The 12,443-nt window shown below is 61.4% G+C and carries 10 protein-coding genes; all 10 read right to left on the bottom strand.

The genetic code is table 11. From position 1 onward, the window contains the following. Window positions 1–4 precede the first annotated feature (4 nt). The 10 genes from ESZ00_RS01635 to ESZ00_RS01680 all read right to left on the bottom strand — a co-directional run bounded on the left by ESZ00_RS01635 (window position 5) and on the right by ESZ00_RS01680 (window position 12,394). Window positions 5–1,843 (bottom strand): ABC transporter ATP-binding protein, encoded by a 1,839-nt coding sequence (locus tag ESZ00_RS01635; protein ID WP_129206424.1) that lies wholly within the window; start codon window positions 1,841–1,843, stop codon window positions 5–7. A gap of 338 nt (window positions 1,844–2,181) precedes the next feature. Then, on the bottom strand, window positions 2,182–3,666 hold the full coding sequence (locus ESZ00_RS01640; RefSeq protein WP_129206425.1) for an NAD-dependent succinate-semialdehyde dehydrogenase: 1,485 nt from the start codon (window positions 3,664–3,666) through the stop codon (window positions 2,182–2,184). A gap of 45 nt (window positions 3,667–3,711) precedes the next feature. Further along, entirely contained in the window at window positions 3,712–4,674 is a 963-nt protein-coding gene (locus tag ESZ00_RS01645) for a hypothetical protein (protein ID WP_129206426.1), read from the bottom strand. A 19-nt stretch (window positions 4,675–4,693) separates the two neighbouring features. Further along, on the bottom strand, window positions 4,694–6,025 hold the full coding sequence (locus tag ESZ00_RS01650; RefSeq protein ID WP_129206427.1) for a transcription antitermination factor NusB: 1,332 nt from the start codon (window positions 6,023–6,025) through the stop codon (window positions 4,694–4,696). Continuing rightward, window positions 6,022–6,981, bottom strand: a complete 960-nt coding sequence (gene fmt / locus ESZ00_RS01655; RefSeq protein ID WP_129206428.1) for a methionyl-tRNA formyltransferase — start codon at window positions 6,979–6,981, stop codon at window positions 6,022–6,024. The genes ESZ00_RS01650 and fmt overlap by 4 nt, the downstream gene beginning before the upstream one ends. 53 nt (window positions 6,982–7,034) lie before the next feature. Further along, window positions 7,035–7,544 carry a peptide deformylase gene (gene def, locus ESZ00_RS01660; RefSeq protein ID WP_129206429.1) on the bottom strand — a complete coding sequence of 170 codons (510 nt, stop codon included), beginning with the start codon at window positions 7,542–7,544 and terminating at the stop codon, window positions 7,035–7,037. Window positions 7,545–7,555: 11 nt separating this feature from the next. After that, entirely contained in the window at window positions 7,556–8,737 is a 1,182-nt protein-coding gene (gene aroC / locus ESZ00_RS01665) for a chorismate synthase (protein WP_129206430.1), read from the bottom strand. Between the two features lie 175 nt (window positions 8,738–8,912). Further along, window positions 8,913–9,305, bottom strand: a complete 393-nt coding sequence (locus ESZ00_RS01670; protein ID WP_129206431.1) for an EVE domain-containing protein — start codon at window positions 9,303–9,305, stop codon at window positions 8,913–8,915. A 61-nt stretch (window positions 9,306–9,366) separates the two neighbouring features. Beyond that, window positions 9,367–10,542, bottom strand: a complete 1,176-nt coding sequence (locus ESZ00_RS01675) for a 3'-5' exoribonuclease YhaM family protein (RefSeq protein WP_129206432.1) — start codon at window positions 10,540–10,542, stop codon at window positions 9,367–9,369. 4 nt (window positions 10,543–10,546) lie between these two features. Beyond that, window positions 10,547–12,394 carry a peptidylprolyl isomerase gene (locus ESZ00_RS01680; RefSeq protein WP_164981285.1) on the bottom strand — a complete coding sequence of 616 codons (1,848 nt, stop codon included), beginning with the start codon at window positions 12,392–12,394 and terminating at the stop codon, window positions 10,547–10,549. Window positions 12,395–12,443 lie beyond the last annotated feature (49 nt).

Below are 12,443 nucleotides of genomic sequence, written 5' to 3' on the forward strand. Positions count from 1 at the left end.
CGCGTCATTCATACGCGAGAGCCTCATCGTTAAAGCCAGTCTCTTCCTCATCGATGCCATCCACCACCAGCCCAAGAGCCTGACGCTCAAAGAGCCGCTGATAGGTGCCACCGATGCGCCGCACCAATTCCTCGTGCGTTCCCTCCTCGATGATGCGGCCGCGTTCGAAAACGAGAATGCGGTCCAGCATGCGCACCGTGGAAAGACGATGCGCAATCACGATCGAGGTACGACCGGCCATCAGCCGCTCCATCGCTTCCTGAATCAGCGCCTCGGATTCGGAATCCAGGCTCGAGGTCGCTTCATCGAGAACCAGCACCGGTGTATTGGCGAGAAATGCCCGCGCCAGAGCTACGCGCTGGCGTTCCCCACCGGAGAGCTTGACGCCGCGCTCTCCTACCAGCGTCTGGTAGCCCTTAGGCTGTCGCACGATGAAGTCGTGCGCGTTGGCCAGCCGCGCCGCGGCTTCGATCTCGTGCATCGGCGCATTCGGACGACCGTACGCGATGTTCTCAGCCAGCGTGCGATGGAAGAGAATCGGCTCCTGCGGCACCAGTGCAATCTGTGCGCGCAGCGATTCCTGCACTCCGTGAGAAATATCTTGCCCGTCAACAAGAATGCTGCCGCTGTCCGCGTCATAGAGACGATGCAGCAATTTTACGAACGTCGTCTTGCCTGAGCCGGAATGTCCCACCAAACCGATGCGCTCTCCGGAGCGAATGCGCAGAGAAAAATCCTCGAACAGCGCATCCGTCTGCCCCGCATAACGGAAGGTCACGTGATCGTAGACAATCTCACCTTCGCGAACGCGAATCGGCACGGCACCCGGACGATCCTCAATACCCAGCGGACGAGCGTAGAACTGCACCATCTCTTCCATGTCATTGGCCGAGCGTTGGAGATTACGCACGTGCTGCCCGATGTCTCTCAGATAGCCATGCACGATGAAGTAGCTGGTCAGCACAAAGGTCAGATCGCCCGCAGTAGCACGTCCCTTCCACCAGAGCCAGACAGCACAGGCCAGGACCACGGCACGCAGTACCTGCAGAAGAAGCTGCTGCGCGGCTCCGTTGCGCGTAGCGAAGGTCCAGGAACGCGCAGTGCGGCGATGCCATTTATCGAGAACGCGGCCCAGCCGCACATCTTCGCGGCGCTCGGCACCGAACGACTTGACCACCGTATTGCAGGTAATCGAGTCGGCCATCGCCGCACCAATGCGCGTGTCCTGCGCATTCGAGAGGCGCGACGCCGGAGACACGTAGTAGAGCGAAAGCAGGATGGAGATGGTGATATATGCCACCGCGCCAGCACCGACAAGCGCACCCATGATGGGCCAGTGCCAGCCGAGCAGAAGCGAAGAACCGACAAGCACCACAAGCGCGGGGAGCAAATCGAGCAGCAGGATGTCGTCCATCATGTCGACCGCCCACATGCCGCGCGTGATGCGGCGCACGATAGCGCCCGCGAAGTTATTCGCGTGCCAATCGGTGGAGAAACGCTGCACCCGCCAGAAAGCCTGGCCCGCGAAGCGTGACATGAGGCGCAGCGTGAGACGGATGATCCCGGCCATCCCCGCATAACGCAACAGCGCGAGAGACACGCCGAGGAAGGCCATCATAGCGATGGCGCGTATCGCAGCCATCAGTGCCATCGCACGAGAGACAGGATGAGCGGCGAGCGCATCCACCAGGTGGCCGGAATAGACAGGCATGAGCAGATCAGCCGCCGTAGCCGAAAGCATGCAGCCGGCTACCCAGGCGACAAACCATTTCTCTCGCCACCAGTGGCGCAGCAGAAAAGTAAGCACTTCCCGTATCGCGTTCTCGCTGGAACGTTGACTCATAAAAACACCCGTTGAAGAGACCAGTGGCCACGGAAAACGAATCCGTTGGCGATCAAAGAGGAAAGAAGGAACCGGCGAAGGCTGAAGCTGCGCTCAGAGCCACCAAGTGGATTGGAGGATGGAAACTAGCGGCGCGAGACTTCGGGAAGGACCATGGGCCGGAATCCAGTAACGACGCCAGGCAGATCGATATTCATCATGATGCCTCCCTTTCGCAAAATAGATGCCTGCATGATAGCAGGGTTTCGACACAAAGAGATGACTATATCCGGCAAAAATATCGCAATGATGCAGATAGCGGGCTATATCCGCATGGAATGTATCTCCGCAGAGAGAACCTAAATACCGCCCATGCAGAGATACTTCACGACAACATACTCGTCGATACCATAGCGCGATCCCTCGCGTCCGATCCCGGACTCCTTCACTCCTCCGAAAGGCGCAACCTCATTCGAGATGAGTCCGGTATTGATGCCGACCATTCCATATTCGAGCGCCTCGGCAATGCGCCAAACCCGGCCGATATCGCGGCTGTAGAAATAGGCTGCGAGGCCGAATTCTGTTTTATTCGCAAGCTCGATCACCTCTTCATCGCTTGAAAAGCGAAAGAGTGGCGCCACAGGACCGAAGGTCTCTTCACGCGCCATGCGCATCTCCGCATGCATGCCGGTAAGGATCGTAGGCGCAAAGAACGTTCCGCCCAGTGCGTGGCGTTTACCTCCGATAACGATATGCGCGCCTTTGCTCACGGCATCTTCGATGTGCGCCTCCACCTTGCGCACGGCAGCTTCGTTGATCAGCGGTCCCTGCGTCACACCAGGCTCAGTACCGGGCCCGACGCACAGAGTGGCCACGGCATCTTCGAGCTTCGCAGCAAACGCATCGTAGACCGCCTCGTGCACATAGAAACGATTGGCGCACACGCAGGTCTGGCCGCTGTTGCGATACTTCGATGCGATCGCTCCTTCCACCGCCTGATCGAGATCCGCATCCTCGAAGACGATGAAAGGCGCGTTGCCGCCGAGTTCAAGCGAAAGCTTCTTCACGGTTGAAGCACACTGAGCCATGAGCTGCTTCCCCACGGCAGTAGAACCGGTAAAACTTAACTTGCGAACAATCGGATTCGACGTCATCTCGGCACCAATGCTCTTCGGCTCACCGGTGATGACACTGAGCACCCCTGCAGGAACACCGGCACGATGGCTGAGCTCGGCAAGCGCAAGCGCTGTAAGCGGTGTGGCTTCTGCGGGCTTCACCACGATAGTGCAGCCCGCGGCAAGCGCTGGCGCAATCTTGCGCGTGATCATCGCAGCAGGAAAGTTCCACGGCGTAATCGCAGCACAGACTCCCACAGGTTCTTTGATGACCACGATGCGGCGGTCTCCAGTAGGACCGGGGATTGTATCTCCATAGATACGCTTTGCCTCCTCGCCAAACCACTCCAGGCAGGATGCCGCGTACTGGATCTCGCCCTTCGACTCAGCAAGAGGTTTGCCCTGCTCTGCAGTCATGATGCGCGCGAGGTCATCGGCGCTCTCGAGGATGAGGTCGGAGAAGCGGCGCAGGATGGCAGCGCGAGCCTTCGCGGTCTGCCTGCGCCATGCAGGCCATGCGGCATTGGCGGCCTCGATAGCCCGACGCGTCTCGGCAGCCCCCATCCACGGCACAGACGCGAGAACACTCCCGGTAGCCGGATCGTACACATCGAAGCGCTGACCACTGTCAGCATCGCTCCACTGACCGTCGATCCAGGCCTGCGTGCGAAGGAGCGTGGAATCTTTCAGACGAAGCGAGTCGATAGCGGACGGCACTATTCCGGACATGAGGCGATGGTAGACCTATGCGCGCGCCGCTGAAAAGCAAAGCTGTCAGCTACGCTCGCGATCAAAGGCGCGCTGCAAACGTGCATTTCCCTGCACGAGCGCTGCAATCTGCTCAACCGTTTCAGAAGCGGGCGACGAACGAAGGATCGCCTCAACTGCCTGCTCCGCGTAATACGATTCAGACTCAACCAGATCGAAGAGAAACCGTGCGGCCTCCGGTTGCCGCGTGAGCGCAAGCGCGGAGAGCAGAATGGAAGCGAACCACGGATCTCCAACGCGGGCAAAGGCCGCACGCAAGAGGGGAACGGCTTCCGGTGCGCGTGTGGCGGCGAGAGCCAGGGCTGCTTCGGCGGCCGGCTCGTCTTCCTTTACAAGAAACTTCGCAACCCACCCGATGGCAGAGTGACCTTCGATCCCAAGCACGCCGCTGTAACAGGCGCCAAGCACCTCGGCTTCGTCGCGACCCACCTCCGCACGAAGGCGCAAAAGCAATGCGGCGGTATCCGACCCGAGTTGCGCAGTGGCACGCGCAGCCGCGGCGCGCACCGCGGGGACGGGATCTGCGAAAGCAGCGACGAAATGACGAAGGAGCACGGACTCGGAGAGCTCACGGCACGGGATCAATGCGAAAAGAGCATAGGAACGCAGCGTAGATGCGGTGTCGGACTGGCCACCCCATACAGGCTCAAACTGGCGATGCGCGAGGCCGCGCAGATACGGATCGGCCTCTTGGTAATCGAGCGCAGCCAGCGCATGCACGAGTGCATTCTTGGCCCAGCATTGCGGATCGGTCTTCACGGGATCGGCAAAAAAGCGATCATAAGCGATGAGCAGATCGGGAATGAGCGCAGGGGCCGGGGCCAGCTCGACGAGCTTTGCAGCGCGGGCTACGACAAAGTTATTACGATGGCGCAGCGCCGCTCGCAGGGGCTCGATACGATCCTTAACCGGCAACAGAGCCACGGCATCGAGGGCTTCGAGATCCTGCTCCATCCGTTTCTTTGCCATGTGCAGTATCTCCTTGCCGCTACGATCGGGTCAGAATGGCAGCGAAGAAGCCGTCGCAGTTGAGAATACCCGGAATCGTGCGGAGGCAACCATCGCGTAGCGCGTGTGCTGCAAGCGCAGCTGCGCCTTCCGCATGAATACGGCCGCTGACAGCGAGAGCGGCGAGTTCAGCAGAAATGGGAATGCGCTCATAGCTGGGATGCGCAGCGAGAACCGCATCCACAACCTGCTCGTTCTCCTCTGGCTCGAGTGAGCACGTAGAGTAGACGAGGCGTCCGCCCGGGGCGAGCCCCGTCAGCGCGGCTGCAAGAATACGGCGCTGGCGTTGACTATGGCGGGCGAGATCGCCTGCGGCGAGGCGAAAACGAATCTCAGGATTGCGGGCGATGGTGCCGGTGCCGCTGCACGGGACATCGCAGAGGATGAGATCGTACTCGGGTTCGAGTGTCATTGCGGCTGCATCCTGCACGGCGAAGCGCACGCGGTCCCCGCATGCGGAGAGGTTACGGCGCATGGAGTCGAGGCGACGGCGGTTGATGTCGGCCGCGGTCAAATGCGCCTCAGGATTGCGCTCGACAAGGATAGCCGTCTTGCCACCGGGAGCAGCGCAGGCATCGAGGATGCGGCTTCCCTGCCCGGCAAGCTCAGCGACCAGCTGTGAGCCTTCGTCCTGGATGCGAATCCAGCCGTCACGAAAGGCCTTCGTACGGGCAACATCGCCGCTGAGGACGCGGCGAGCGGCAGAGAGGAAATCACCAGGAGCAAGCTCGATGCCTGCTGCAGCAAGCGATGCCTCAGCTTCGGGATGAGCGAGACGGATAGTGACCGGCGCAGGCTGCTGGTCAAAGGCACAGATGGCGCGAGCCGCAGGCTCGCCGTAATTGCGGGCCCATCGTTCCGCAAGCCACGCGGGGTGCGCGAACTCTCCGGCGAGCGACGAGGGAACCGCAGTCGGCTTCGGCGCTTTCGCAAGCTTGCGCAGAACTGCGTTGACCAGCCCGGTGGCGAAGTGTTCGCCGGCGCGCCTGGTCAACTCCACGCTCTCGCCAATGGCAGCGTGCGGCGGAATGCGATCGAGATGCAAAAGCTGAAAGGCTCCAAGACGGAGCGCCGTTTCCGCAGCCGGCGAGAGCTTCGTATCCGGACGCGCAAGCAATGGACGAATATGCGCATCCAGCTGGAGCTGCCAGCGCAGGGTGCCCATCACCAGCGTGGTGGCAAGGGCGCGATCCTGCGCGGAGAGCGCGTTGACCTGCGGATCGCGCAGCAGCTCATCGCTATGCGCATTTGTATCCGTATCGGTTACATACAGAAGAATCTCAAAGGCAATGGAGCGTGCCGGGGCGATCATGGTTCACCTGGGAAATGACCAAGCTTCACGCCTTCAAGCGAGTGGCCTCGGAGGAACTCCGACGCAGCGACACGGCGCTTGCCTTCGAGCTGGACGTCCACAAGCTCAAGCCATGTCTGCTCTCCGCAGGCGGCGAAGAGCCTGCCCTGTTCGACACGAAGCTCGCCGGGCGCTGCATGGCTACCGGCGAGGGCGCCGGCTTCATGCGGCATCAAGCGATGAACGATGAGCTTCTTGCCGTCGAGCGTCGTCCAGGCACCGGGCCAGGGCTGGAAGCCGCGCCAGCGGTTGTAGAGCACCATTGCAGGCTGCGAGAAATTCATACGGCCGTCTTCGCGTGTGAGGATCGGCGCATGCGTAGCCAGGGCGTGATCCTGCTTGCGCGGCAGCAGTATACCTGCCTCAAGACCGGCGAGCGTTTCGACCATCAAATCTGCACCCATCGCAGCGAGGCGCGGAAAAAGGTCTTCCGAAGTCATGTCCGGAGCAATCGTCAGCTCACGCTGCAGAAGCATGTTGCCCGTATCGAGACCTTCGTCGATGCGCATGGTGGTGTTGCCGGTGATGGGCTCGCCGTTGGCGACGGCCCACTGGATGGGCGCGGCTCCGCGATATTTCGGGAGCAGCGATCCGTGCAAATTGATGTTGCCGTGTGGAGGCAGGTCGAGCATCCACACGGGGATGATGCGCCCGTAGGCGACGACCAGGATCACATCCGGCTTGAGTGCTTCGAGCTGGGCGCGAAACTCTGCGTTGGTCTTGATCTTCTCGGGCTGCACAACGGGCAGGCCATGCGCAAGCGCAGCCTGTTTGACCGGCGGAGCAACAAGCTCCTGCTTCCGGCCCACCGGGCGGTCGGGCTGGGTAACGACAAGCAGCGGCTCGTGCCCGGCGCGCAGCACAGCCTCAAACGTAGGAACGGCGAAGGATGGGGTGCCGCAGAATACGAATTTCATCGTTCGCCTCGAAAGCTTTACAGGTTAAGAAAATAGTCCGGCGGGACTGGTCTCTACCAGTCCCCTGCCTTTTGCAGCTTACGGATGCGGCGCAGGATGAGATCGCGCTTAAGGGCACTGACACGGCGGAAGAAGAGCACGCCGTCAAGATGGTCGATTTCATGCTGGAAGGCGCGGGCCAGCAATTCTTCGCCGTCGATTTCAAACCATTCGCCGTTCACATCCTGTGCCTTCACCGTCACCTTTGCGGCGCGCGAAACCTTTTCGCGGATATCCGGCAGGCTGAGGCAGCCTTCTTCCTCGTACTGCTTGCCTTCGCGATGAATGATCTCAGGGTTGATGAGAACGATCTTGTCTTCCGGATCTTCCTTGAAGCTCAGATCGATCACCGTAAGACGCTTGGCAACGCCGATCTGCGGCGCGGCGAGGCCGATGCCCTTGGCGTCGTACATCGACTCGAACATGTCGTCGACGAGCTGACGCAGCTCGTCGTTGAACTCGGTAACAGGCTCGGTGGGCTGCTCAAGAATGGGGTCAGGATACTTCACGATTGGTCTGATCATCGCAATGTCTCCTAGTACGCCCGGATCTGATCTACGTAACCGTCATAGTTACGCTTGAGCTCGCGCAGCGAATCGCCACCGAACTTCTCGAGAACGAGTTTGCCAAAGGCTAGGGCGACCATGGCCTCAGCCGCAACACCGGCAGCCGGAACCGCACAGACGTCGCTGCGTTCATAGGCCGCCTTGGTCAGCTCACGGGTATCGAACTTCACCGAACCAAGCGGACGGCGCAGCGTGGAGATGGGCTTGAGGTAGCCGCGCACGACGATGTCCTCGCCGTTCGAGATGCCGCCTTCGATGCCGCCTGCGTTGTTGTGATCGCGGGTGAAGCGCGTGTGCGCACCTTCCTGCGGAGCGTCCGCGTATCCGATGGAGTCATGCACGGTCGAGCCCATGGAAGCAGCAGCGGTCACGCCGCGGCCGATCTCGACGGCCTTGACGGCCTGGAGCGACATGACGGCTTGCGCGAGCAGTCCGTCGAGGCGTTCGTCCCAGTTGGCGCAGGTGCCCACGCCCGCGGGCGCGCCGTGGATGACGACTTCGAAGATACCGCCGACGGAATCGCCGGTGCGCAGCGCGATATCGACCTCGGCCTTCATGCGGGCTTCGGATTCTTCATCGACGCAATTGAGCAGGACTTCGTTCTTCTCGCGGAGCGCGCTGATCTCAGCCCAGGTTGCGGGACGCGAAAGCTCGGCGCCGCCGACGCGAACGATGTGGCTGGCAACATCGATGCCGAGTTCAAGCAGCAGCGCCTTGGCAACGGCTCCGGCAGCGACACGCGAGGTGGTCTCACGCGCCGAGGCGCGCTCGAGGACGTAACGAGCGTCGGGAAAATCCCACTTGAGAGCGCCGGCCAGGTCGGCATGGCCGGGGCGCGGCGAGGCTACGGCCTTGTGCTTCGCGGGATCGCCGGTCTCGACAGGCAGAATCTCGGTCCAGTTCTTCCAGTCGCGATTCTCAATCTCGATGGCGATGGGCGAGCCGATGGTCTTGCCATGGCGCACGCCGGAGAGGAACTGCGCGGTGTCCTGCTCGATACGCATACGGCCACCACGGCCGTAGCCCTGCTGGCGGCGCCAGAGCTCGCGGTTAACGCGCGCACCGTCAATGGGAACGCCCGCAGGCATGCCCGAAACCAATGCAATGAGGCTCTCGCCGTGGGATTCCCCGGCGGTTGAAAAACGCAGCATTCTTCCCTGTACCGTCCGTTCTGCCTAAAAGGGACTGGCCGCGGCGCGTAGCGCCAGCGGCTCAAGACACCTGACTTTTCATTGTAGTAGAAGCGCGAAGCTGACCGCTCGCACTGATGGATCAACCGCAGGTCCCTCCGCTCACTTCGTTTGCTGCGGTCGGGATGACGGATTCTTACGAGAGCGTGAGCCAGTCCCACTGCGCCTCATTCAAAGGCACGACCGAGAGCCGTCCCTGCGTAACCAGCGGCGACTGCGTAAAGATCGGGTTCGCCTTGATCTCGGCAAGGTTATGCGGCGTCTTGACCGGCTTGCCGACTTTGATGCGAACGATCGGCACCTTCGGATCGGTGGGATCGACGGAAAGGACAGTCGCCGCTCCCATCGCGGTGCGCTCATCCCCGGTGTGATAAATGATGCACTTCGCGCCCTTCTTCATCTCGCGCAGGTACTTCACGGCGGCAGGATTGGTGACGCCATCCCAGATAGTTTCGACGTCGCGCTGAAGATCGGCGAAGGAGTAGACAGAAGGCTCGGTCTTGAGCAGGTATCCGGCGATAGTATTCATGATGTTTTTTCTCTTACGACTCAGGGTATAGGGTGCGGGGCACCCAGCCACTGTGTATTTTTCAGGAACCGAACAAGCCGAACTGCGGTTCGATCACAGACTCAGAAACCTCAGCAGCGGCTTTGTGCTCTTCGGGCTCATCGTCTTCACTTTCCGGAACAGGCGTGACGGCAACGCTCTCCGCAACTTCGGCCACGACAACCGACTCATTCCCAGCGGATGGCGGCACCGGAACGGCTGCAGGCTCCAAGGCGAGCGACGGCACGCCGCTCTTCGCCAGAAACGCCTTTGTATCGAGCAGCGGCCGCTCCATGGCGCGGACGTAGTCCGTCATTTCGCCCGGAGTCCGTCCAGCGGCGACGGTGCGCTCGAACTCCGACTGGATGGTCTGCATCTTGGCATCCATGTCGTCGAGGTAATGCAGCAGGATCGCCTCGGGAATCATGGGGAGCTTGGGTGAGCCGAACTCGTACTTGCCGTGATGGCTGAGGACGATGTGCTCGACCAGGACGCGAAGTGCCGGCGGAAAGCCGGGGATGGCGTCGATACGCTTGTCGATCAGGTTGACGCCCATGGTGATGTGGCCGAGGAGCTGACCTTCGAGGGTGTAATCGAACGTCGCGCCCCAACGCAGCTCGTAGAGTTTGCCGATATCGTGCAGGATCGCGCCGGTCAGCAGTAAGTCGCGATGGACGGGATAGTGGCCGGCGGCGAGATCGGCGATGCCGAGCAGCGAGACCACGTGCTCGAGCAGGCCGCCGATCCAGGCATGGTGCATGCCCTTGGCCGCTGGAGCCTCGCGAAAGGCCGCAGAGAACTCCGGATCATCGAGAAACGAGCCGAGCAGGGCGTGGAGATACGGATCGGTGAAGCTGGCGACGTAGCCATTGAGCCTGGCCCACAGGTCGTCGATGTTGTACACCGTGCTGGGGACGAAATCGGAGAGCTGATAGCTGCCGGGCTCAGCGACACGGATACGCTCAAGTGTGAGCTGGATCTTGTCGCGGTAGCGGCCAACCTGGCAGTGGACCTTGACAATGTCGCCAGTGGAGAATTCGCCGGCCCCCGAGGTCTCCCACATCACCCCTTCCGCCTGACCGGTACGGTCGGCGAGGGTGAGGGAAAAGTAAGGGGCGCCGTCCTTCTTGCTGCGGACCTGTTTCGCCGTAACGGCGAAGTACGCGGTGATGCTTCGGTTCTCGTACTTCGCCAGCTCGGCGACAGAGGGCTCTTTCATCAGGCTAGTTCTGCTGCGACGGCGCGGCGGGCGCCGGGTTGGAGGCCGGCTGGGCAGGCGCGGGGGCCTGCGGCTGGCTCTGATTCTGGTCGCTGTTCTTCTTCTTCCGGTCCTTCATGCGGCGCTTGGGACCGGTCTTGGAATCGTCGACCTTTTTCACCTTCGAGGTATCGCCGTTCAGGCCAAGAGCTTTCCGCTGCTGCTGGCGAGTGGCAACCTCGTCGGACGAGGGCGCTTCCGGAGCAAAGGGATCGACCTTCTTCTTCTTCGGCTCGGACTTGTGCGCCGAATAGCGGGATTTCACCTTCTTCTCTTCTACCTGCTCAGGAGCCGCGGCAGAGCCATCCGGGTTGACGACCTTGAGGTTCGAGGTGTTTCCCGTACCCGTCTGCGTGCTGGTGTCGGCGGTAGCGCCGGCGTCTTCAGTCTTGGTGGGAGCCGAGGGAAGCGTCTCACGCGGAGCCTGACCGAAGCGGATCTTCTCCTTCTTGCCCGCCTTCATCGTCGAAGACTTGGCAGTAGCCTTTGCACTGGCTTCCTGTTGCTTGCGCGTCTTTCCGGTTGCAGCGGGAGCCGCGGTAGCGGTGGCCGATGCAGCCGGAGCATTGCCCTGCGGAACATCCGCGAGCGAGGGAGTACCGGCTGGCGGCGCAGCCCCGGCCGGAGCCGAAGCGGTTTCCGTCTCAGGCGCAGCAACGCCCGCGCTCCGACCGCGCTGATGGAAGCGGGCGCGGACAACCTTCTTCTTCTTCTTGGGCTTCGGCGGCTCGTAGGCGCTGAAGATCGGCTTCATCTCGTTGGGGCTGGCGCCGGAATCTTCATAGCCGCTCTTGATGTTGATATAGGCATCCTCACGAAGATGGGTGAGGTATTCACGCATGGCAGGGCCCATCTTGGCCATGCCGACCGCGTCTTCCACCTGTGGCTCGACATCCTTGTACGGCTGGACACCGGCCGGGGTGTGCTCGGTAACCTTCAGAATCGCAAAGCCCTGGCGGGTGCGGATCGGCTCGGTAAACTGGCCGCTCTGAAGAGCGAAAACCTTGTCTTCCAGGTCCTTGGAGGAGGGGAACAGGGCACCGCGCTTGAACTCGCCCAGTTCGCCGCCCTGTGCTGCCGTCGGACCACCAGAGTCAGCCTTGGCCAGCGCGGCGAAATCACCGCCGTTCTTGAGCTGGTTATAGAGGTCGTCGGTCTTCTTCTGCGCCGCCGCCACCTGGGCAGCATCGTCCGGATTCGCAGTCGAGATCAGGATTTCGCTGACCTGGACCTGCTCCGGCTGCTCAAAGTCCTGCTTATGGTCGTTGTAATAGGCCTGCAGCTCGGAGGGCGTTACGTTGACGTGCTGGCCGACTTCCTGGCGGATCACCTGCTGCGCAATGATCTGGTTGCGGATGCTCTGCTTGAAGTCTTCCCAGGAGACGCCCTGATCCTCGGCGGCCTTCTGCAGGGCTTCCAGCGTGGGCAGATTGTTCTGCTTACGCATCTCGTCGAGGCGCTTGACCAGCTCGGTCTCGCCGGTGATGTCCAGCTCCTTGGCCTTGGAGAGCAGGAGCTGGCGATCGATCAGGTCGCGGAGCATGTCGTGCTTCTGCTCGAAAAGCTGCTGCTGGGTCCAATTCTGCTGGCGGGCCTGGTTCTCCAGGTCCTGCTCGGCGCGCTCGTAGTCGGAGCGGCTGATGACCTGGTCATTGACGCGCGCGACGATGTCCTCGACGACCTCGCCCTGGTAGGGAGAAGCATCCTGTGCAGGCTGCTTCGTCTGTGCGAAGGCGGGATGGAGAGTGGGAACAGCCAGGCTGGCGGCCAGCACGGCGCAGGCAATTCGATGCGTCGGAAAACGAAGGGTCATCTGTATGAACGTCTCGATCGGCGGCATTAGGGGGAGCGATAAGTCCTGA

It is taken from the genome of Silvibacterium dinghuense (assembly GCF_004123295.1).
GTDB classification, from domain to species: Bacteria; Acidobacteriota; Terriglobia; order Terriglobales; family Acidobacteriaceae; genus Silvibacterium; species Silvibacterium dinghuense.